General features: G+C 69.6%; 16 protein-coding genes and 1 pseudogene. 9 read left to right on the top strand and 8 right to left on the bottom strand.

Annotated features, from left to right (window positions below; genetic code table 11):
- Positions 1–257: 257 nt before the first annotated feature.
- Positions 258–2813 (top strand): ATP-dependent Clp protease ATP-binding subunit, encoded by a 2556-nt coding sequence (locus BLU79_RS12080; protein ID WP_093905699.1) that lies wholly within the window; start codon positions 258–260, stop codon positions 2811–2813.
- Positions 2814–2852: 39 nt separating this feature from the next.
- Here the strand turns inward: BLU79_RS12080 and ggt are convergent, their stop codons facing one another.
- Entirely contained in the window at positions 2853–4652 is a 1800-nt protein-coding gene (gene ggt, locus BLU79_RS12075; protein ID WP_093905698.1) for a gamma-glutamyltransferase, read from the bottom strand.
- 119 nt (positions 4653–4771) lie between these two features.
- Between ggt and BLU79_RS12070 the strand changes: the two genes are divergently transcribed.
- Together BLU79_RS12070 and BLU79_RS12065 are read left to right on the top strand one after the other, a co-directional pair.
- On the top strand, positions 4772–5530 hold the full coding sequence (locus tag BLU79_RS12070) for a hypothetical protein (protein ID WP_177000989.1): 759 nt from the start codon (positions 4772–4774) through the stop codon (positions 5528–5530).
- Between the two features lie 116 nt (positions 5531–5646).
- Positions 5647–7215 carry a CocE/NonD family hydrolase gene (locus tag BLU79_RS12065; RefSeq protein WP_093905696.1) on the top strand — a complete coding sequence of 523 codons (1569 nt, stop codon included), beginning with the start codon at positions 5647–5649 and terminating at the stop codon, positions 7213–7215.
- 309 nt (positions 7216–7524) lie between these two features.
- Here the strand turns inward: BLU79_RS12065 and BLU79_RS12060 are convergent, their stop codons facing one another.
- Positions 7525–7932, bottom strand: coding sequence for a DUF6278 family protein (locus BLU79_RS12060; RefSeq protein ID WP_093905695.1), 408 nt, complete (start codon positions 7930–7932; stop codon positions 7525–7527).
- A 173-nt stretch (positions 7933–8105) separates the two neighbouring features.
- Between BLU79_RS12060 and BLU79_RS12055 the strand changes: the two genes are divergently transcribed.
- Entirely contained in the window at positions 8106–9872 is a 1767-nt protein-coding gene (locus BLU79_RS12055) for an SGNH/GDSL hydrolase family protein (protein ID WP_093905694.1), read from the top strand.
- A 37-nt stretch (positions 9873–9909) separates the two neighbouring features.
- On the opposite strand, the gene BLU79_RS12050 is transcribed toward BLU79_RS12055, so the two are convergent.
- The 5 genes from BLU79_RS12050 to BLU79_RS12030 form a co-directional block, all read right to left on the bottom strand.
- Positions 9910–10689 (bottom strand): exodeoxyribonuclease III, encoded by a 780-nt coding sequence (locus BLU79_RS12050; RefSeq protein ID WP_093905693.1) that lies wholly within the window; start codon positions 10687–10689, stop codon positions 9910–9912.
- 56 nt (positions 10690–10745) lie between these two features.
- The gene (locus BLU79_RS12045; protein ID WP_093905692.1) at positions 10746–11381 is read right to left on the bottom strand and encodes an MBL fold metallo-hydrolase; all 636 of its coding nucleotides are present in this window, start codon (positions 11379–11381) and stop codon (positions 10746–10748) included.
- Between the two features lie 92 nt (positions 11382–11473).
- Positions 11474–12772 carry a bifunctional 3-oxoadipate enol-lactonase/4-carboxymuconolactone decarboxylase PcaDC gene (gene pcaC / locus BLU79_RS12040; RefSeq protein ID WP_093905691.1) on the bottom strand — a complete coding sequence of 433 codons (1299 nt, stop codon included), beginning with the start codon at positions 12770–12772 and terminating at the stop codon, positions 11474–11476.
- Between the two features lie 49 nt (positions 12773–12821).
- Positions 12822–13223, bottom strand: a complete 402-nt coding sequence (locus BLU79_RS49930; protein ID WP_371131858.1) for an HNH endonuclease signature motif containing protein — start codon at positions 13221–13223, stop codon at positions 12822–12824.
- Between the two features lie 38 nt (positions 13224–13261).
- On the bottom strand, positions 13262–14407 hold the full coding sequence (locus BLU79_RS12030) for a tyrosine-type recombinase/integrase (protein WP_256333269.1): 1146 nt from the start codon (positions 14405–14407) through the stop codon (positions 13262–13264).
- A gap of 384 nt (positions 14408–14791) precedes the next feature.
- On the opposite strand from BLU79_RS12030, the pseudogene BLU79_RS48960 reads away from it, so the two are divergent.
- Both BLU79_RS48960 and BLU79_RS12020 read left to right on the top strand, forming a co-directional pair.
- A pseudogene (locus BLU79_RS48960) lies at positions 14792–15077 on the top strand (FAD-binding monooxygenase); the annotation flags it as partial.
- Positions 15078–15243: 166 nt separating this feature from the next.
- Complete coding sequence (locus tag BLU79_RS12020; RefSeq protein ID WP_143052491.1) at positions 15244–16470, top strand: hypothetical protein; 1227 nt, start codon at positions 15244–15246, stop codon at positions 16468–16470.
- Positions 16471–17678: 1208 nt separating this feature from the next.
- Here BLU79_RS12020 and BLU79_RS12010 read toward each other — a convergent pair.
- A complete protein-coding gene (locus tag BLU79_RS12010; RefSeq protein ID WP_093906023.1) occupies positions 17679–18200 on the bottom strand; it encodes an Lrp/AsnC family transcriptional regulator in 522 nt (173 codons plus the stop codon).
- A gap of 195 nt (positions 18201–18395) precedes the next feature.
- Between BLU79_RS12010 and hppD the strand changes: the two genes are divergently transcribed.
- Genes hppD through BLU79_RS11995 form a run of 3 tightly spaced genes read left to right on the top strand, consistent with a single transcriptional unit; the run spans position 18396 to position 21730 of the window.
- Positions 18396–19601: a 4-hydroxyphenylpyruvate dioxygenase gene (hppD, locus tag BLU79_RS12005; RefSeq protein ID WP_093905687.1), complete on the top strand. Its 1206-nt coding sequence runs from the start codon at positions 18396–18398 to the stop codon at positions 19599–19601.
- A gap of 42 nt (positions 19602–19643) precedes the next feature.
- Complete coding sequence (locus BLU79_RS12000) at positions 19644–20849, top strand: homogentisate 1,2-dioxygenase (protein ID WP_093905686.1); 1206 nt, start codon at positions 19644–19646, stop codon at positions 20847–20849.
- Positions 20846–21730: a hypothetical protein gene (locus BLU79_RS11995; protein WP_218137766.1), complete on the top strand. Its 885-nt coding sequence runs from the start codon at positions 20846–20848 to the stop codon at positions 21728–21730. The genes BLU79_RS12000 and BLU79_RS11995 overlap by 4 nt, the downstream gene beginning before the upstream one ends.

Raw genomic sequence — 21730 nt, 5'->3', positions numbered from 1 at the left:
GGGGAGGGGAGCCGGGCGGCAAGGTCGCCGTCAGCCGGGCGCTCGGCGCGTCCGCCCTGCCCGGCGGCCGCTGATCGAGCGGGGCCCTGCGTGCCCCACCCCCGCGTTCCCTGAAGGTGCCCCCGCCCACCGTTCGTGCGAAGGTGTTCTACGAACGCACGGCCAGGTGTAACCGGCTTTCGCCCGGGTTACCCGACTCCGGCACGCCGATCAGCGAGGGCGACCCTGCCCGCGCAGGGACGCCGGATGGGAACGCCATGACCAGCGGCTTCAATGGTGGTCCGGAGGACTACGACCCCTTCGGAGAATTCCTCGCCCGCTTCTTCGGCGGACCGCGCCCCGGCCCCCGCCAGATCGACATCGGCCGCCTGCTCAGCCAGCCGGCCCGGGAACTGGTGCGGGGTGCCGCCCAGTACGCCGCCGAGCACGGCAGCCGTGACCTGGACACCCAGCACCTGCTGCGCGCCGCGCTGTCCGCCGAGCCGACCCGGAGTCTGCTCACCCGGGCCGGCGCGGACCCCGACTCCTTGGCGACTGAGATCGACGAGCGCTCGGGCCCGGTCCAGCACCCGCCGGGCGAGGCCCCGCCGCCGACGTCGCTCTCCCTCACCCCGGCCGCCAAGCGCGCCCTGCTGGACGCGCACGACCTGGCCCGCGCGCGGGGCACCGGCTACATCGGCCCGGAGCATGTGCTCAGCGCTCTGGCCGCGAACCCCGACTCGGCCGCCGGGCACATCCTGGGCGCGGCCCGCTTCGCCTCGTCCGGCATGCCGCCCGAGGCTCCGGACGCCGCCGATTCCCGGCCCCGCATCGACCAACGGCCGCGCGTCGACACCGGTACGCCCACCCTCGACAAGTACGGCCGCGATCTCACCGACCTCGCCCGCCGGGGCCGTATCGACCCGGTGATCGGCCGGGACGAGGAGATCGAGCAGACCATCGAGGTGCTCTCCCGGCGCGGCAAGAACAACCCCGTGCTGATCGGCGACGCGGGCGTCGGCAAGACCGCGATCGTGGAGGGCCTGGCCCAGCGGATCGCCGAGAGCGATGTACCGGACGTGCTCAGCGGCCGCCGGGTGATCGCGCTGGACCTGACCGGCGTGGTCGCGGGCACCCGCTACCGGGGCGACTTCGAGGAGCGGCTCACCAACATCGTGGACGAGATCCGCTCGCACTCCGACCAACTGATCGTCTTCATCGACGAGTTGCACACCGTCGTCGGCGCCGGAGGCGGCGGCGAGGGCGGCTCCATGGACGCCGGGAACATCCTCAAACCGGCCCTCGCGCGCGGCGAACTGCACGTCGTGGGCGCGACCACGCTGGAGGAGTACCGCAGGATCGAGAAGGACGCGGCGCTCTCCCGCCGCTTCCAGCCGATCCTCGTCCCCGAGCCGACCACCGCGGACGCCATCGAGATCCTGCGCGGCCTGCGCGACCGCTACGAGGCCCACCACCAGGTCCGCTACACCGACGAGGCGCTCGTCGCCGCCGTCGAGCTCTCCGACCGCTATCTCACCGACCGCCGCCTGCCGGACAAGGCCATCGATTTGATCGACCAAGCGGGCGCGCGGGTACGGCTGCGCACACGGGCCAAGGGCACGGACGTACGGACCATGGAGCGCGAGGTCGAGCAGCTGACCCGGGACAAGGACCAGGCGGTCGCCGACGAACAGTACGAGCAGGCGACGCAACTGCGCGACCGTATCGTCGAGTTGAAGCAGCGCATCACGGACGCGTCCGGCGACGAGGAGGTCGACGAGGGCCTGAATCTGGAGGTCACCGCCGAGGCCATCGCCGAGGTCGTGTCCCGGCAGACCGGCATCCCGGTGAGCAGCCTCACCGAGGAGGAGAAGGACCGGCTGCTCGGTCTGGAGGAACACCTGCACGAGCGGGTCGTCGGCCAGGAGGAGGCGGTGCGCGTGGTCGCCGACGCGGTCCTGCGCTCCCGGGCGGGACTCGCCAGCCCCGACCGGCCGATCGGCAGCTTCTTCTTCCTCGGCCCGACCGGCGTCGGCAAGACCGAGCTGGCGCGGGCGCTCGCCGAATCGCTGTTCGGCAGCGAGGAGCGCATGGTCAGGCTGGACATGAGCGAGTACCAGGAACGGCACACCGTCAGCCGCCTGGTCGGCGCCCCGCCCGGCTACGTCGGACACGAGGAGGCCGGCCAGCTCACCGAGGTCGTCCGCCGGCACCCGTACTCGCTGCTGCTGCTCGACGAGGTCGAGAAGGCCCACCCGGACGTCTTCAACATCCTGCTCCAGGTCCTGGACGACGGCCGGCTCACCGATTCCCAGGGCAGGACCGTCGACTTCACCAACACGGTCATCGTGATGACCAGCAACCTGGGCTCCGAGGCGATCACCCGGGGCGGCGCCGGGATCGGATTCGGCGCGGGTGACGCGGAGGCCGACGAGGAGGCGCGGCGCGAGCGGATCCTGCGACCGCTGCGCGAGCACTTCCGGCCCGAGTTCCTCAACCGCATCGACGAGGTCGTGGTCTTCCGCCAGCTGACCCCCGAGCAGTTGGAGCGGATCACCAACCTGCTCCTCGACAAGACCCGCCGTCTGCTGCACGCCCAGGGCGTCTCGGTGGACTTCACCGGCGCGGCCGTCGACTGGCTCTCCGAGCGCGGCTACCAGCCCGAGTACGGTGCCCGCCCGCTGCGCCGCACCATCCAGAAGGAGGTCGACAACCAGCTCTCCCGGCTCCTCCTGGACGGCCGGGTCGGCGAGGGCGGCCGGGTCACGGTGGACGTGCAGGACGGGCGGCTCGCCTTCCGCACGGAAGACCTGCCGCCCGCCCCGGAGCTGTGAGACACCGGGAGGCACTGCGACGCCCGGTGCGACGATGCGCTACGACGCCGGCCGCACCACCATCGCCGAGCCGCCGCCGCGCCGTACGGTCTCGGCGGCGGCCAGCCACTTCCCGCCCGGCAGCCGCTGCACACCGGTCGCCGCGCCGATCTCGGGGTTCGGCTTGAAGGAGTGCCCGATGGCCTCCAGCCCGGCCTTCACCTTGCTGTCGTAGAGCCCGGGTTCCAGTTCCGTCTGGGCCGCGTTGCGCTGGCTGGCGCGGGGCGCGGCGATCGCGTCGACCAGCGGCAGGCCGCGGTCCAGGAACCCGGTCAGCGTCTGCAGCACGGTGGTGATGATGGTCGCGCCACCGGGCGAACCGAGCGCCACGACCGGCTTGTTGTGCTGGTCGAGGACGATCGTCGGGGACATCGAGGAGCGCGGCCGCTTGCCCGGGCCCGGCAGGTTCGGGTCGTGGACGGCCGGGCTGGCCGGGGCGAAGGAGAAGTCCGTCAGCTCGTTGTTGAGGATGAAGCCACGGCCCGGGACCGTGATGCCGCTGCCACCGGTCTGCTCGATGGTGAGCGTGTATGAGACGACGTTGCCCCACTTGTCGGCCACCGTGAGGTGGGTCGTACTGTCCCCCTCGTAGGTGGTCGGAGCCGCCGTACCGCTCGCGTCGCACTTCGCCGGATTGCGCGGGTCACCCGGCGCGACCGGGCTCGTCAGCACCGCGTCGTCCTTGATCAGGCACTCCCGCGAGTCGGCGTACCGCTGCGACAGCAGCTCCTTCGTCGGTACGTCCTCGAAAGCGGGGTCGCCGACCCAGCGCCCGCGATCGGCGAAGGCGATGCGGCTGGCCTCGATGTAGCGGTGCAGGTACTGGACCTCGCTCGCCTTCGAGAGGTCCGTGTTCTCCAGGATGTTGAGGGCCTCGCCAACCGTCGTGCCGCCGGAGGAGGAGGGCGCCATGGAGTAGACGCCGAGTCCGTGGTACGAGGTCCTGGTGGGCGCCTGCGACCTGGTGCGGTAGGTGGCCAGGTCCTCGGCGGAGAGGTCGCCGGGGCGGGCCTTCCAGCCGGAACTCGGGTCCACGGGCGGGTGGTTGACCGTGTCGACGATGTCGTCGGCGAGGTCGCCCCGGTAGAGCGCGCCCACGCCCTTCCTCGCCAACTCCGCGTAGGTGCGGGCGAGATCGGGGTTCTTGAAGGTGGAGCCGACGACGGGGAGCGCCCCGTTCGGCAGGAACAGCTGCGCGGTGTCCGGGAAGTAGCGGAACCGGGTCTCGTTCGAGGCGGTCTGCGCGCGGAAGGTGTCGTCGACGACGAAGCCGTCCCGGGCGAGCCGCTCGGCGGGCTTCAGCAAGGTGCCGAGCCCTTCGCTCCCCCACTTGTCCAGCGCCTGCTGCCAGGTGGCGGGCGTGCCCGGGGTGCCGACGCTCAGGCCGCTGCTGACGGCCTCGGCGAAGGGGATCGCCGTGCCGTTCTCCACGAACAGGCCGGAGTCGGCGGTCAGCGGCGCGGTCTCGCGGCCGTCGATGGTCCGCACCGTGCGGGACTTGGCGTCGTAGTAGACGAAGTAGCCGCCTCCGCCGATGCCCGCCGAGTAGGGCTCGGTGACGCCGAGCGCGGCGGCCGTGGCCACGGCGGCGTCGACGGCGTTGCCGCCCTTGCGCAGCACCTCGATGCCGGCCGCGGAGGCGTCCGCGTCGACGCTGGACACGGCACCGCCGTAGCCGACGGCCACCGGCGCCTTCTCAACGGGGTCGGTACCGGCGGCGGGTGGCGCCGCCGCCCCCACCGAGACCATGGCGGCCGAGACCGCCAGGACCGACAGTTTCCGCGCGACAGGGCGACGCATCCGCACCTCCAGTGAAAGGCCGTTCGCGCAGCCTATGCCATCACCATGGCCACGTCAGGAGCGCCGCGAGATGCCCGTTTCGAACACGGGTTTGTGTTCGCCCGCTAGCATGCGCGCCCATGAATGACGACGTGCGCAATATCGTTCTGGGCGTGGTCGCGGCCGGCATCAGCGCCTCCCTCGGCTGGCTGGCCCGCACCTATCTGTGGAAGCGGAAGCTGCGGCGCAAGCAGGCGTTCTTCGGGCTGCCCGCCAACTCCGAGTCCCTGCTCGTCGTCAACCGGGACGCGGGCAGCGCCGACCTCGCGGTGCACCGCTACGACGTGTTCGCACTCCTGGAACTCTCCGCGCTCATCAAGGACTGCGGCGCGCACGCCGACGTGGTCACGCAGGACGCGGCGCGGCAGGGCTTCGGCGAGCGCACCGAGTTCTGCGTCGGAGGCCCGGGGTCGAACCGGCGCATGGCGGCCCATATGCACGCCATGCTGCCCGGCGTGCGCGTCAACACCGACCCGGAACCGGGCCCGGACCGACTGGCCTTCCAGATCGGCAGCGAGCGCCACCGCATGGAGAAGGGCCTGACCGAGTACGTACTCCTGGCCCGCCTGACGGCCGGACAACCCGGCCTGAGCCGCCCCGTCTTCCTCTTCTGCGGGCAGACCGCGATCACCAACCAGGCGGCCACCCGCTATCTCGCCCGCAACCACGAGCGGCTGTCCCGCAAGCACGGCAACAGCTCCTTCGTCCTGCTGCTGAAGGTGGTCAACTCGCAGGCGTACGGCCCGGATGTGGTGGAGTTGGTCGCGGATGTGACACGGGCGGCGCAGACGGCGCTGCCGACACCGGCGGCTCCGCGCAATACCCACCGAGCCTCCTGAGGTTCATCACATTCCGGTAATCGTTACTGGCACGTAACTTACCGACGGGTTACTTGCGGTAAGAGGACGAGGTTACCGTTCGGTCACTTTGCACTGACACGAGTGAGGAGTGACCCGTGGGACACCATCGCAAGGCCCTGCGTACGACCGCCGTGGGCGCCGTCTCCGCGACACTGATCGCCGGTAGCGCCCTCGGGCTCGCCCCCGCCGCCCAAGCGGCCCCGAACAGCGTCCGCTTCGTCGACATCGCCGGCGACGGCGGAACCATCCTCAAGGCGAACGTCATCACGCCGGCCGGCACCGACGGCACGCGCCGCTACCCGCTGCTGGTGCTGCCCACGAGCTGGGGTCTGCCCCAGGTCGAGTATGTCGCCCAGGCGCAGAAGCTCGCGGACTCGGGCTATGTCGTGGTCAGTTACAACGTGCGCGGCTTCTGGCAGTCGGGCGGCGAGATAGAAGTGGCCGGCCCGCCCGACATAGCCGACGCGTCCAAGGTCATCGACTGGGCGCTCGCCAACACCCCGGCCGACGCCCAGCACATCGGCATGGCGGGCGTCTCCTACGGCGCCGGCATCAGCCTGCTGACCGCCGCGCACGACAAGCGCGTCAGGGCGGTCGCCGCCCTCAGCGGATGGGCCGACCTCATCGGCTCGATCTACTCCGGCCGGACCCAGCACGTCCAGGCGGCCGGGCTGCTGGACGGGGCGAGCCTCGTCACCGGGCGCCAGAGCGCCGAAGTCCGGCAGATCTTCAACGACTTCTACGCCTCCAACCTGTCCAAGGAACAGGACATGATCAACTGGGGGAAGAAACGTTCGGTCGCTACATACGTGGATCAACTGAACAAGAACGGCGCCGCGGTCATGATGGCCAACGCCTGGGGCGACACGATCTTCCCGCCCAACCAGTACGCGGACTTCTACGAGAAACTGACCGGCCCGAAGCGGCTGGAGTTCCGCCCCGGCGACCACGCCACCGCCGAGCTGACCGGCCTGTTCGGCCTGCCCAACGACGTGTGGACCGACACCGAGCGCTGGTTCGACCACTACCTCAAGGGCGAGGCCAGTGGCATCAACCGCGAACTGCCCGTCCGGCTCAAGTCCCGCTCCACGGGCGCCTACGAGGGCTACCCGGACTGGAAGTCGGTCGGCGCGACGAACAGGAAGATCGCCCTCGGCGGCACGACCACGATCCACACGAACGTCAACTCGGGCGCGGACGGCGGCGTCGTCTTCCTGTCCAGCATCCTCGACCAGGTGGCCCAGCTGCCCCCGGTGGCCTCGATCCCACTGATCCCCCGGTTCTGGGCGGGCGTATGGCAGTCGGAGAAGTACGCAACGGCGCAACACGTGCGCGGCACGGCCAAGTTGCACACCACCGTCACCCCGACCAAGGAGAGCGGCACCCTCGTCGCCTACCTCTACGACGTGGGCCCGCTCGGCCTCGGCAAGCTGGTCAGCAACGCGCCGTACACCTTCCACGGACGTACACCCGGAAAGCCGTTCAGCGTCGACCTGGAGCTGTACTCCACGGCCTACGACGTCCCGGCGGGGCATCGGCTCGCCCTGGTCGTCGACACCGTCGACCCGCTCTACATCGAGCACAACCCGTCCGGCGCGCGGCTGACCTTCTCCTCACCGGCGAACGACCCGTCATACGTGTCGATTCCACTGCGCGAACAGTGATCTCCGGCCGGCGCCGGACGGGTATGGCTCTATGACTGCTGCCCCCTGCTGCCCCTGCACCCAGGGGCCGTGGGGGGATCCCCACCCGGCAGCAGCGTCCCTGGTCGCGGCCGCGGCGACCGCCACGGCCTTGGGGACGGACGGAACATCGTAGTCGAGGTGGGACACGGCAAGGATTTCGGCTTGGTGATGGCCGCAAACTATCCAGACAAGGGCAGACTTAGTGCATGACACGCACTTTTCGGACATAAGCCGTATTTATGCGGTTCTTACGCCAATCCACACCTCAGGGGCTCACGCCTGAGGGCCTCACGCCTCCGCGACCTCCGCGTACAACTGCGACAGCTCCGGCACCCCGTTCGCGGCCCATTCCTGCCCCGAGGTCACGACATCGAACTCACGGCCGGAGGCAAGCCGGACGACCGGCTGGCCGTCCGGCCAGATCTCCCAGGCGGCCCCGGGCACGGTGCGCACGATGACGGTGCCGAGATACAGCCCGGCGTCATTGCCCAGCCAGGGCAGGACCTCCTCGTCGTCCCGCCAACGAGGCACCATCTGATCCAGCGCCTCCAACGAGGCTGCGGTGTCGTCGAGTTGGATCCCCGCCCGGGACGCGTGGGAACGCAGGAGTTCACACTCGGAGAGCAGTTCGGCGATGCCCTCGGGATCGAGGGCTCCGCGCTTCTCGGGCCGGTGGCCCAAAAAAGGGATCTTCATACGCCAAGCGTGTCATTCGTACTGCCGAACGCACCACAGGCGCGCGGGCCGTCGATTCCGGTCGAGTTCACGCCGACTTCTGGCATGGCTCGTTGACGGGTCACGGGTGCCTCTCTACTTTCTCGGTGCGTCTTGCGTCTCGTCTGAACGGTCGTGAACGGGAGGAGTCGGAGTTGCGCCGATGTGTGTGGGGTTCCACGGTCGTCCTCGCTCTCTTCGCGGCCCTGGTGCCGGAGGTCTCCGTGCAGGCGGCCACCGAGCAGAGAGCCGCGCCGCTCCCGCTGGAGCGGCTCTTCGACAACGTGGCCGTGAGTGACGACTCCCGGCCCGCCGAGGCGAACTTCGACGGGGCGGGCGCCTCCCTGTCGGCGCAGGACCTCTCGGCGGCGGGCTGGACGTCCGGTCGCGCGCTCACCGTGCAGGGGGCCCGGCTGACGTGGCCGAAGCGGCAACCGGGCGAGCCGGACAACGTCCGGGCCGGCGGTCAGGACGTGCGGGTGCGTGGCCGTGGTGACGCGCTCGCGTTCCTCGTGGCGGGCACGGGCGGCACGGACACCGGCGGAACGGGGACGGTGCGCTACGGCGACGGCACCCGGTCCGCCTACCGCCTGACCGCCCCCGACTGGCGCACCGGCCCGCTCGCCACCAAGGCGGTCGCCCTGCCGCACATCAACACACCGGCCGGTCAACTCGCCGAGCGGGCCCGGCTGTACGTCATCACCGTGCCGCTCGTGGTGGGGCGCGCGGTCGCGTCGGTACGGCTGCCGCACGCGATCGGACTGCATGTGTTCGCGGTCTCGGTACGGGCCCCCGCTCCGGGCTGGACGGGGAGTTGGGCGGCCGCGACGGGCGGCTATCCGACCGTGGGGCCGTGGACCGACCGGACGTTGCGGCTGGTGGTGCACACCTCGGCGGGCGGGCCGCGGGTGCGGCTGCGGTTCGACAACACCTTCGCGGCGGCGCCGGTGCGGATCGGAAGCGCCACGGTGGCGGTGCAGCAGGCGGGCGCGGCGGCGCGGGGCACGCCGGCCGCGGTGACCTTCGGGGGCGCGGCGGGCGTGGAGATCCCGGCAGGGGCGCAGGCGTACAGCGATCCGCTCGCCTTCGTGGTGCCCGCGGACACCAATCTGCTGGTCAGCTTCCATCTGCCGGGGACCGTGCCGGCGGCGCCCGTGCACCGGCTCGCCCAGCAGCGGTCGTACGTGAGCGGGCCGGGTGACCACACGGCGGACGGCTCGGCGGCACCGTACGGCACCGTCCTGACCAGCTGGCCGCTGCTGACCGGCGTCGATGTGGGCGGTGGGCCCGGGTCCGTGGTGCTGCTGGGGGACTCCATCACCGACGGCGACAAGTCCACGATGGACGCCAACCGGCGGTGGCCCAATGTGCTGGCCACACGGCTGCTGAACCAGAGTGTGGTCCCGCACTATGGGGTGCTCAACCAGGGGATTTCCGGTAACCGTGTGGTCAGCGACCGCTATCCCGGTGAGGGGGTGTCGACGGACACGGCCGGAGTGAGCGCCCTGTACCGGTTCGATCGGGATGTCGTGGCGCAGACCTCGGCGCGTACCGCCGTGGTGTTCGAGGGCATCAACGATGTGCGGTGGCAGACCACGGCCGAGCAGGTCATCGCGGGACTGCGGGAGATCGCCGACCGGGGGCACGCGCGGGGGCTGCGGATGCTGGCCGCGACGATCCTGCCGTGCGCGGGCGAGGCCCGGTGCACGGCAGCCGTGGACGCGGAGCGCGTCAAGGTGAACCAGTGGATCCGCACCAGCGCCGGGTTCGACGGTGTCCTCGACTTCGACGCCGTGATCCGGGACCCGGCACAGCCCTCCCGGATGCTCCCCGCCTACGACAGCGGGGACCATCTGCATCCCGGCGACGCGGGGCTCGCCGCGCTGGCCGAGTCGATCGATCTGCGGGCGTTCGTGAGGTGACCTCGAACGCCGGACGCGCTGGTCCTGCCGAACTGGGCTACACGTCCAGGTCGACCACCACGGGCGCGTGGTCCGACGCACCCTTGCCCTTGCGCTCCTCGCGGTCCACGTAGGAGTCGGTGACCGCCTTGGCGAACGGCTCGTTGCCATAGACCAGGTCGATGCGCATGCCGCGGTTCTTGGGGAAGCAGAGCTGGCGGTAGTCCCAGTAGGTGTACGGGTGGTCGTACTTGAGGGGGCGCGGGACCACGTCGGACAGGCCGGACTCACGCAGGGAGGCGAGGGCGGCGCGCTCGGCAGGGGTGACATGGGTGAGGCCCTCGAAGGCGGCCACGTCGTAGACGTCGTCGTCGGTCGGGGCCACGTTGTAGTCGCCCATCACCGCGAACGGGCGGCTGCCGCCCGCGTCGCCCGCGACGGCCGCCTTGAGGGCCTCGAACCACTGGAGCTTGTAGGCGTAGTGAGGGTGGTCCACCTCACGGCCGTTCGGCACATAGACCGACCAGACGCGGACCGGGCCACAGGTCGCGGAGATGGCGCGGGGCTCCACGACGCCGTCGTAGCCGGGATCGCCGGGCACGCCCTTGACGACGTCCTTGAGGCCGACGCGGGAGAGCACCGCCACGCCGTTCCACCGGCCGGTGGCGTTGACCGCGGCCTCGTAGCCGAGGTCGCGCAGCGGGTCGAACGGGAACTGCTCCTCGGCGACCTTGGCCTCCTGGAGGCACAGCACGTCGGTGCCGCTGCTCTCCAGCCAGGCGAGGAGCCTCGGCAGGCGGGCGGTGATCGAGTTCACGTTCCAGGTCGCGATGCGCATGCCTGACAACCTACCGGGCGGGACTGACAACCCGGCCCCGCCCGGGGTGGGGCCGCTCACACCTGCGCCGAGTCCCCCGGCGTCAGACGCAGATGCTCCGCGCCGCCCAGGCCGCCGATCTGGCGGTCGTAGATCGGCCGGGCCAGGTCCGTGAGCAGGGCGTCGTGGATGTCGTAGGCGCGCTGCGGCTTGACCTCGCGGACGTAGTCGATGACCTCCGCGATCTTGTTCCAGGGAGCCATGACCGGCAGCATCAGCGTCTCGACCGGGCGGTCGGGAACGGTGAGGGCGTCCCCCGGGTGGAAGACCCGGCCGCCGTCGATGAGATAGCCGACGTTGGTGATGCGCGGGATGTCCGGGTGAATGACGGCGTGCAGCTCGCCGTGGACCTGGACGTCGAATCCGGCCGCCGTGAAGGTGTCGCCGTGGCCGACGGTGTGCACACGGCCCGGGAAGGCCGCCGAGAGCTGCTCGGCCACGGACCTGAGCGTCCAGATCTCGGCGGCCGGGTTGGCCTCCAGCGCCGCCCGCAGGCGCGCCTCGTCGAAGTGGTCGGGGTGCTCATGCGTGACGAGGATCGCATCCGCGCCGACTGCGGCGTCGTCCTCGCTGAAACCTCCGGGGTCGAGGACGAGCGTGCGTCCGTCCTTCTCGAGACGGACGCAGGCGTGCGACTTCTTCGTGAGCTTCATGGCACCATCCTGCCTCCGCGGACGGGCCGGCGGGCGGCTCAGCGTGGTGCCGTCGACACCTGCCTGACGATCACTCCGTACCGCCCCGACGATCACTCCGTGGGAGTCGTCTCCTCCCTTATGACCTGCTGCGCCACCTTGAAGGCGCTGTTCGCCGCCGGTACGCCGCAGTAGACCGCCGCCTGGAGCAGCACTTCCTTGATCTCGCCCGGAGTGAGGCCGTTGCGCAGGGCGGCACGGATGTGGAAGGCGAGTTCGTCCAGGTGGCCGCCGGCGACCAGGGCGGTGAGGGTGACACAGCTGCGGGAGCGCCGGTCGAGGCCGGGTCTGTCCCAGATCTCGCCCCACGCGTACCGGGTGATGAACTCCTGGAAGTCCCCAGAGAACTCGTCCGCCTGCGCGAGCGCCCGGTCCACGTGCGCGTCGCCGAGCACCTCGCGACGGACCTTGATCCCCGCGTCGTACGGGTCCGGCCGGCCCGCCGACTGGGGCAGTACGACGGCCGGGGCGATCTCGGCGACGGGCGCGGGCTGCGGGGGCGCGGCGGCCAGGACCGGCTTGACCGGGGCGGCCGGGATGGCGATCTGGCCGGTGGAGGAGTCGTAGGCGGGCTGCCAGGCGGTGGAGAAGTGCCGCACCAGCAGGTCGGTGACGGCGGCGGGCTGTTCGACGGGGACGAGGTGGGAGGCGCCGGGAACGACGGCGAGGCGGGCGTCCGGTATCCCGGCGACCAGGGTGCGGGCCTCGGCCGGACCGGTGACCTGGTCGTCCGAGCCGACGAGCACGAGGGTGGGCACGGTGACGCCGCCGAGTTGTGACCGTACGTCGAAGGAGGCGAGCGCCTCGCAGGCGGCGATGTAGCAGCCGGGGTCGGTGGTGCGCACCATCTGCACCGCCCACTCGGTGATCGCCGGCTGGGCGGCGGCGAAGCCGGACGTGAACCAGCGGTCCGGCGAGGTGCGGGCGATGGGGTCGAGGCCGTTCGTGCGCACGATCACCCCCCGCTGCCGGAACTCGTCGGCCGTGCCGAAGCGGGGCGAGGCGGCGATCAGGGCGAGCGAGGCGAGGCGCTCCGGGTGACGCAGGGCGAGTTCGATGCCGAGAGCACCGCCGAGCGCACAGCCCGCGTAGCCGAAGCGCTGCACGCCGAGGCCGTCGAGGGTGGCGAGCAGCCGCTCGGCGAGATCGCCGACCGAGCCCGCCGGGTACGCGGGCGCACCGCCGTGTCCCGGCAGGTCGAACCGGAAGATGCGCCACTGCTGGGCCAGCTCCGGGACCTGCCGGTCCCACATGTGCCATGTGGTACCCAGGGAGGGTCCCAGGATCAGGACGGGAGCCTCTTCTGGCCCGTCAAAGCGGTATTGCAAGGTGTTCGGGGGCTTCTCACTCACCCGTCAGACCCTCTCATCTCTCACGGGATCTCACATGGCCGGTCCTAACCTAACGGCTCTTGTCCCTGCCGCTGCGACAGGCCCGGCATTGCCGGAATCCTCGAGGGTCCAAATATGTGTTCTCCGGCGTGTACGCGTGGCCGTGCCGACAGTGTGTCCTCCGGGCGCGCGCCCGCTTCCAGTCCCTGTGCCCAAGAGCTTCCTCCCTCGTCACCGCTTCCAAGTGGTCCGGGTTGCAGCATCGCGTGTGGTGAGGCCAGCGAGGCTCGGCATGGCTCACCTGGAAACCTTCCGGAATCTCGCCCACCAGGAGCCTGAACACCACACGATGCACCAGGTCGGTCTTCCCCTCGTAAGAGACCGTGCCGTAGCCCGACAGGCCCTGTCTGTTACGGCTACCGGTCCACAGCCAGCAGCCCGATTCCGGGTCCACCTCGATCTTGCTGGCCATACGGCTGGGCAAATCGCTCGGCTGATAGGCCGCCGCGCTCACGCTTGCCCCTCTATCGCATCTATCGAAGATCCATGCAATCCATCCCACATTGTGGCGACTTCGCGAAGATCCTCGACATCCGGCTTCACATACCACTTCTTCGTGGTCTTCACGTTCGTGTGTCCGGCCCACCGCGCAAGGATGTGATCTGGCACACCGTTGTTTGCCAGGTACGTGAGGCACGACGAACGAGCGTCGTAGAGACGAACGCGGCGAAGACCGAGGATTTCCATGAGCCGGTACGCCCGTCGCCGAAGCTGCTTGATCGTGAAGGCTTCTCCGGTCTCGTGCACCAGGACGTAGCCGGAATCCGCGTAAGCCTCACCCAGAGCCAGCTTCTCCTTGGCCTGAAGAGCCTTGAACGACTTGAGAGCAGCCAGCACCGGAGCCGGCAACGGGAGTGCCCGTTCACCGGCCAGCGACTTGGTGTCCTTCTCCACCACGTACCGGTTGCCCATCATGGTGCGCGTGTTGGCAATGGTGATCGTGGCGTTGTCCAGGTCGACGTCTTCCCACCGGAGTCCGCAGACTTCAGCCGGACGCAGACCCATGAGGGACAGCAGAAGCGGAGCGTAGAGCCGCTCGTCGCTGACGCCACGGACGAACGTCTGAACCTCCAGGACGTTCCAGGGCTTCACCTCCTGCTTGTTCTTCCGCTCTGCCTTGCGTGCCCTACGCGGAATGGTCACGTGCTGGGCCACATTCATGGGCACCAACCGACGCGTCACGGCTCGGTTCAGAGCGTCCTTCAGCCGAGCCAGACTCATGTCCACGCTGGTCACTCCGAGCGGAGTGCCGGCCTTACCACCTCGTACGCGCCCGTGCTTCAGAGCCCAGTGCATCCACCCTTCTACGTCCTCTTCAGTGAGTTCCTGAAGACGGATATGGCCCAGGCTCCCCCGTACCCGGTCCAGGGTGATCTGGTAGTTGTAGATGGTGGTTTCTTCTAGGTCCTCCGCCTCCATGGCCAGCCACTGATCGAGCCACTCATTCACTGTGACCTTATTCGGCGGTACCAACGTCCCTTCCTGGCGACGGTTGGTGATGCGCGCGTATTCGGCCTTCGCTTCCTTCAGCGTGCCGAAGGTACGGGTTAGCTGCTTTCGCTTCCCGGTGGTGGGGTCAATGCCCACATCGACCACGAACCGGTACCGGACTTGCCCCTTTGTGTTCGGTGGCAACTTCTTGATCGGGTCGGGCAGGAATACTCACTCTCCTTCAGGACGTGAGAACGTCAAATTCACAGAGATGCAGAACCGTTTCGACAAATACGCCGCAGTGTTACCGCCCTACTGCTGTGTCCGCTACGACTCCACCGCCAAGCACAGCCGAGTGCGGACGCCCTCAATGGTCGCCACGATCGCCGGTTTGGCTAACCGGCGATCGTGGTCTAGGTTGCGCTCGGGCTCCGCCAGGGGTCCTGTCCCAAACTGCAAGTCACCACGCCAACCGGTACGCCCTGTAGTTTGATTGGGTGCGGTTGATCCACGTGTTTGGTGAACCGAAAGCGAACAGGCCACGGCCCGGTGGAAAGGCGCGCAGGCCCCATACCCGTCGGTGGCCTGCTGCGCCGACGGGCTTCTCGTGGGGGATGCGCTGCGCACCGGAGAACCGAACACGATGACCAACTACGACGGAGCCGCACTCCGCCCCCACTTCCGCGGACGACTCACGCTGCGCCGGCTATTGGCCCAGGTACGGACGCCTACCACAGCAGCGGGATTCACTCTGCTACGCACACCGTTCGGCCGGGCCGCGGCAAGCCGAGTCCTCTTCGGCGACAGATCCTTCCCCGACGCCATACCCAAGTGAACTCAGCGAGCGAGCGGCCACGTCATGCCTTCATCGAATGTGGGCGCCTGGCGCCGCGTAGGCACTTGCCTTCCACTGCGATCACCCGGCGTCTGCGGCGCACCAGAGCGCGCTCGTCGGGGACCAGACCCATGCGTACCAGTTGGGGGGGTGTACCAGTCACGTGGTGAACACGCGGGTACTTGTGGATGTCGTGGTGGTCGCGTCGGTCGTTCCGGACCTCGCGATCGCCTCGCGTGTCCTCGTCCGCCGCCCCGACCCGGTCGCGGCGGCGGACCGCCGCGTCTTCTCGCCGGCCGTCTGGCTGGCGCTGGTGACCTGCCTGATCTACGTCAACCAGGTGCTGTTCACCGCCTATGTGCTCCGCGTGCGCGGCGGGGACCCGTCGTTCATCGCGCGGTATCTGCCCGCCGGGTGGTTCGACATGGCGTCGGCGCATCCCGTCCTGCGCGGCCTGGCGGAGCACTTCCCGGCGCCGGGGCTTCTTGCGCCGAGCGTGCTGCGGATCCAGGCCTTCCTGGAACTCCCCTTCGTGCTGCTGGCGTTCGCGACGGTGGTGCGCTGGCTGGACGCTGATCTGTACCGCCGGATCGCGCGCTCCGTCCTGCTGCCCCTGGCCTCCATGTCGTACACGGCCGTGTTCTGTCTGGTCGAGTGGGACCTGCGCAATCCGTACACCTCCGACGACCTGGTGATCCGCGCCCTCTCGGCCGTGATCACCCCGCTGCTGATCGCTGGGGCGGCAGCGCGTGACACGGGGACGACCCGGGTGACGGCCTCCGTCGCGGGACTGCTGGTGTTCATCGGCTCGCTGGGGGCGCTGGGCGGCCTGGTCCTGGTCGTGTACGACACCGCGCTGCTGTACAACTTGGGCCGGCTCGATGACCGTCTGCCGCTCGCCCTGGCGGCCGCGGGCCTCCTGCTCTGTCTGCGCGTGGCCGCGTCCCGCCTGAGGGCCCGGTCCACGTCCACGCCGACGCTGTCGTTCGTGGTCCACGCCCTGCGGCGCTGGTTGGTCCTGTTCTTCGTGCCAGCCCTGGCGGTGCGCTACGGGCTGCTGTTCGGGACGCCGTCACTGGCTCTGGCGACGGGCGGGCTGACGGCCACGGTCGCGTGCGTGCAGGCCGGCCGCGACACGCTGACCGAGACGCGGGACTCGCCAGGCGGAGCCGCGCGACCGATGTCTGCCCTGCTGCTGACCGGCGGGATCGGATGCGCGATCCTGGCGGGAGCCGGTGGCGCGGCCGTGGCCGTCCGACTGACCCCCAGGTCGTACGACGAGGTGGCCCTGCTGTCCGCCCTCGCCGGATTCCTGGTGACGGGCGTTGCGGTGTGCGGGCTCCTCGACATCCGGCTGGCGGCCGTTCTCAAGAAGGCAGGCGGCGGTCGGTGAGGATCAGTCCCTCGCCGCTGTGATGCCGCAGCGCTGTCCGAGGACGTCACGCTCCGCCGTACAACCGCTGCAGGTCGACGAGGATCACCTCGTCGTGGGCGATTGCGGCCCGGAGGGCCGGGTGAAGCCGACGCCGCTGTAGCACGCCGGACGGGTGTGGCTGGTGTCGATGCCGCGAGCGGGTGGTTCTCGACCGTGGTGGTCATCGGGCACCAGTCCCGAACAGCACCTCCAGGCTCTCCGGGAGACAGCCGACCGCTGCGCATGCCCCCGGACGAATGGGACGTCCGTGAGGGGAAGGTTCGGTTCCTCGGCCATCCGGCGCGGAACGGCGCGGCCTGCGTGTCGAACAGCGGGGCGGCTGCCTGGACGACGGCGGCGGTCACGGTACGGCGGGGCTCGGGGGCCGCAGAGGCGCCGGGGATCGAGGAGGTCAAGGCCGTGACACCGTTTCCGGGCGCACCTATCGCCGAACCCGAGTACGGGGGTTCGCGCCCTGGTCGCCGAGGCCGAAGACGCTCCGGGTGATCGAGCAGGTCCAGGTCGTGCTCGCCGAGTACCGCGAACACCTCCCGATGACCGCCAGGCAGGTGTTCTACCGGCTGGTGGGCCGCTACGGCTTCCCGAAGGACGAACAGGCCTACGACCGGCTGCAGGAGTACCTCAACCGCGCCCGCAGGACCGGGATGATCCCCATGGAAGCCATCCGCGATGACCGCGCCCTGACGATGGGCGACGTCGGGGGCTACGCCGGCCCGGCCGCGTTCTGGGCGGAGGTGAAGGCGGGCGCCGGCACCTACCACCGGCCGCTGGACGAGGGGCAGCCCCGCGTCGCCGAGGTATGGATCGAGGCCACGGGCATGATGCCGATGGTCGCCGCCGTCACCAGGGAGTACGGCGTGCCCGTCTACGGCTCCGGCGGGTTCGAGTCGGTGGCGGCCAAGCACGACGCGGCGCAGCGCATCGCCCGTCGCCAGGTGCCCATCACCGTTTTGAGTGTCGGTGATCTCGATCCGAGCGGACTGTCGATCGTGGACGCCGCCGCCGACGACGTCGCCGTCTTCGTCGAGCGGCTCGACGCGAGATCATTTCTTAGTCCGGAAAAGGAGGTTCTCGCTGCAGAGCCGCTCTACGGGGGCCAGCCTGTCTGCACATCGGCCCAGCCCTCTGGCTCGTCGCTGCGGCCTGTACCGAGTAGAGGCGGGCTGTCAGCTTTGCCGCCGGCTGCTCTTCCTGTCGCGGTACGCCGGGGCCCTGCCGCCGCCGCGCGCGTGCGTCGCCAACAGCGGCAGCGTACGGGGCTCCACCACCGTGGAAAGGACCACGACGCTGGTCGAGCGTGCGATGTGCGGGGAGCGAGTGACTTCCAGGAGAGCCTCCTGCAGTTCCTCCTGGTTCCGGGCGGCCATGCGACAGAGCACATCGCCGGTTCCGGTGGTCGCGAAGGCGTCCAGTACGGCTGGATGGAGCTCGAGTACGTCGCGGACCTCGTGCAGCGCGCCCTGTGCGATCTCAAGCGTCACGAAGGCTTGGACGGTGTAGCCCGCGGCATGCAGATCGATGTCGGGCCCGTATCCGGTGATCACGCCGGCGGATTCCATCTTCTCGATCCGGGACTGGACCGTCGCTCGCGCTACGCCGGTCAGTCGGGACAGCTCCAGGTGCCCCGCGCGGGGGTGGCCCTGGAGGGCGTTCAGCAGGGCGACGTCCAGTTCGTCGAGGCCACTCATGCAGCTACCTTTCCCCAGTGCCAGGATCAAGCGCCGTAAGTAGGCGCAGCGTATAGCAGAGGCTTCGTACTGCCAGGCTGGCTTGGCAGATCGACTAGCGAATGCTGGGTATGTTGCGCAGTTGCAGGGCCGCCCGCTCATACTCCCGCTTGCCAACCCGTGTCGCCCGGCGACATCGAGCCAGCGGAGAGAACCATGAGCCTCGAGCACACCCTCACCGACCAGGAACGACTGGCCGACCTCGGCCTCGAGCAGCTGAAGCAGCTGGTCGGCCTGGTCTCCTACGACGACACCACAGACCCCTTTCCGGTGACCGGATGGGATGCCGTCGAGTGGGTGGTCGGCAACGCCAAGCAGACGTCGCACTTCTTCCAGTCCGCCCTGGGAATGGAGCTCGTGGCCTACTCCGGCCCCGAGCAGGGCAATCGCGATCACCACGCCTACGTCCTCAGGAGCGGCGCCGTCCGGTTCGTCGTCAAGGGTGGCGTGTCCCCCGACAGCCCGCTGCACGACCACCATCGCCGGCATGGTGACGGCGTCGTCGACATCGCTCTGGAGGTGCCGGATGTGGATCGCTGCGTCGAGCACGCCCGCAGCCAGGGTGCGACGGTGCTGGAGGAGCCCCACGACGTCGCGGACGAGCACGGGGTGCTTCGCGTCGCGGCCATCGCCACCTATGGCGAGACCCGGCACAGCCTGGTGGACCGCTCGCGCTACGAAGGCGTGTACCGGCCCGGCTATGTCGAGCTGGCCTCGTCGTACGTCAAGCGTCCGGGCGCGCCGAAGCGCCTGTTCCAGGCTCTGGACCACGTCGTGGGCAACGTGGAACTCGGCCGCATGGACGAATGGGTGGACTTCTACCGCCGCGTCATGGGCTTCACGAACATGGCGGAGTTCATCGGCGACGACATCGCGACCGATTACTCGGCCCTGATGTCGAAGGTGGTGGCCAACGGCAACCACCGGGTGAAGTTCCCGCTCAACGAGCCGGCCGTAGCCAAGAAGAAGTCGCAGATCGACGAGTACCTCGAGTTCTACCAGGGACCGGGGGCGCAGCACCTGGCCCTGGCGACGAACGACATCCTGCGCACCGTGGACTGCCTCCGGCAGGAAGGCATCGAGTTCCTCGCCACCCCGGACTCCTACTACGAGGACCCGGAGCTGCGCGCCCGCATCGGTGAGGTCCGCGTCCCCATCGAGGAACTGCACAAGCGCGGCATCCTGGTCGACCGTGACGAGGACGGCTACCTCCTGCAGATCTTCACCAAGCCGATCGGGGACCGTCCCACCGTCTTCTTCGAGTTCATCGAGCGTCACGGCTCCCTCGGCTTCGGCAAGGGCAACTTCAAGGCGCTCTTCGAGGCACTGGAGCGCGAGCAGGAACGGCGCGGCAACCTCTAGCCGCCGCCTGCGCCCGGGCCACCATCATCGAAGGAGCGACAGATGGCTCACTACCTCAGCGTCGGGTCTGTCCCACCCAAGCGTCACACCCAGCACCGCACTCCCACGGGCGGGCTGTACTACGAGGAGTTGATGGGCGAGGAGGGGTTCTCCTCGGACTCCTCCCTGCTGTACCACGCCCATATACCGTCGGCCATTCTGGGCGCGCGGCACTGGGAGCTTCCGGACCAGAGCACCGTGGCGAACCACCCCCTGAAGCCCCGTCACCTCAGGCTCCACGACCTGTTCCCGGACCAGAGCTGGACGACCACCGATGCGGTGACCGGGCGGCGTCTGGTGCTGGGCAACGCCGATGTGCGGCTCGGCTACGCCGCGGTCGGCCGGCCCTCACCGCTGTACCGGAACGCCACCGGCGACGAGTGCGTCTACGTGGAATCCGGCTCAGGGGTCGTCGAGACGGTTTTCGGTGATCTGACGGTGGGGCAGGGCGACTACGTCGTCCTGCCCCGGGCCACCACCCACCGATGGGTGCCGGGCGGCGACGTACCGCTGCGGCTGTACTTCATCGAGGCGAACAGCCACATCACCCCGCCCCGGCGCTTCCTCTCCCGCTACGGGCAGTTCCTGGAACACTCCCCCTACTGTGAGCGTGACCTGCGCGTGCCGACGGCACCGCGGGTGGTCGACGAGCAGGACGTCGAGGTCTACATCAAGCACCGCGGCCATGGTGCCGGTGGGCTCGCGGGTACGGTCCATGTCCTGCCGCGGCACCCCTTCGACGTGGTGGGTTGGGACGGGTGCCTGTACCCGTACGTCTTCAACATCTCCGACTACGAGCCGATCACCGGGCGTATCCACCAACCGCCGCCGGCACACCAGGTGTTCGAGGGCAACAACTTCGTGATCTGCAACTTCGTTCCCCGCAAGGTGGATTACCACCCCCTGGCCGTACCGGTCCCCTACTACCACGCCAATGTGGACTCCGACGAGGTCATGTTCTACGTCGGCGGTGACTACGAGGCACGCAAGGGCTCCGGTATCGCTCAGGGCTCGGTCTCACTTCACCCCGGCGGTCATGCGCACGGGCCGCAGCCGGGTGCTGTCGAGCGCAGTCTGGGGGTGGAGTTCTTCGATGAGCTGGCGGTGATGGTCGACACCTTCCGGCCGCTGGAACTCGGTGAAGGCGGACGGGCGGTCGACGACGGGACGTATGCCTGGTCGTGGGCCGGACGGGGGGCCGCGTCGTGACCGTGCTGCCGTCAGGCACAGGCGCCGCCGCCGGCGGGCTGAGCATGCCGTGGGTGGAGGAGTTCGGCGGATTCTTCGACGACGCCGCGCTGTTCCCCCCAGGCAATGCCCCCATGGTCACGGCGGTGGCCCGTCACTGGGAGCATCGCGACGCGTGGTACGGGCCGGCGGTGGGGACCTTCGTCTGCCCCGATCGACGCTGGGACGAGCTCATCGGCCAACTGGACGCCGAGGGGCCCGTGCTCGACCTGTCCCTGGTCGTCGTCGGCGGTCCGGAATCCCTTGCCGCCGGCCTGGCCCGCGCACAGGCGCACCCACGCGTCCGCCTCAGGGCGGTGGAGCTGCCCGTCACAGGCAGCCCGCCCGGTGGACTGGAGGCACTGCTCCAGACCGTCGCCGCGGCCGTTCCCCGGACCGTGACCGTCTACGCCGAGGTGGGGCTCGGCCCGGGTGTGCACGAGGCCGTGCGGGCTGTGGCCCGGGCCGGTTTCCGTGTCAAGTTCCGGACGGGCGGAACGCGGGCGGATGCCTTCCCCGACGAGACACGGCTCGCCGAGGGACTGGTGTGCGCTCTGCGGCTCGGTGTCCCGTTCAAGCTCACCGCCGGTCTGCACCACGCCGTCCGCCACACCGCGTCGGGCACCGGCTTCGAGCACCACGGTTTCCTCAACGTGCTGGCCGCCGTCGCCGCGGCTCACGACGGAGCGGGCGAGGAGGCCCTCGCCTCCGTACTGGCCTGCAGGGAACCGGAGAGCGTCGCGCGTTGGTGCACGCCGCACCAACGGGCCGCGGCCCGAGCCTGGTTCACCTCTTTCGGAACCTGCAGTATCGACGAACCCCTGGCCGACCTCAGCGCCCTGCGGTTGCTGGGAAGGGACTGA

This window comes from Streptomyces sp. cf386, from assembly GCF_900103585.1.
Classification (GTDB): Bacteria; Actinomycetota; Actinomycetes; order Streptomycetales; family Streptomycetaceae; genus Streptomyces.
Note: the sequence above shows the minus strand (reverse complement) of the source record. Positions and strands in the feature narration are given on the sequence as shown.

What these genes read in the sequence shown, in the direction of transcription:
- BLU79_RS12000 (WP_093905686.1), top strand. Translation starts at nt 19,644, where the DNA reads ATGGCTCACTACCTCAGCGTCGGGTCTGTCCCACCCAAGCGTCACACC.
- BLU79_RS12045 (WP_093905692.1), bottom strand. Translation starts at nt 11,381, where the DNA reads ATGAAGCTCACGAAGAAGTCGCACGCCTGCGTCCGTCTCGAGAAGGAC.
- ggt (WP_093905698.1), bottom strand. Translation starts at nt 4,652, where the DNA reads ATGCGTCGCCCTGTCGCGCGGAAACTGTCGGTCCTGGCGGTCTCGGCC.
- BLU79_RS12010 (WP_093906023.1), bottom strand. Translation starts at nt 18,200, where the DNA reads ATGAGTGGCCTCGACGAACTGGACGTCGCCCTGCTGAACGCCCTCCAG.
- BLU79_RS12060 (WP_093905695.1), bottom strand. Translation starts at nt 7,932, where the DNA reads ATGAAGATCCCTTTTTTGGGCCACCGGCCCGAGAAGCGCGGAGCCCTC.
- BLU79_RS12070 (WP_177000989.1), top strand. Translation starts at nt 4,772, where the DNA reads ATGAATGACGACGTGCGCAATATCGTTCTGGGCGTGGTCGCGGCCGGC.
- hppD (WP_093905687.1), top strand. Translation starts at nt 18,396, where the DNA reads ATGAGCCTCGAGCACACCCTCACCGACCAGGAACGACTGGCCGACCTC.
- BLU79_RS12050 (WP_093905693.1), bottom strand. Translation starts at nt 10,689, where the DNA reads ATGCGCATCGCGACCTGGAACGTGAACTCGATCACCGCCCGCCTGCCG.
- BLU79_RS12080 (WP_093905699.1), top strand. Translation starts at nt 258, where the DNA reads ATGACCAGCGGCTTCAATGGTGGTCCGGAGGACTACGACCCCTTCGGA.
- BLU79_RS49930 (WP_371131858.1), bottom strand. Translation starts at nt 13,223, where the DNA reads ATGGCCAGCAAGATCGAGGTGGACCCGGAATCGGGCTGCTGGCTGTGG.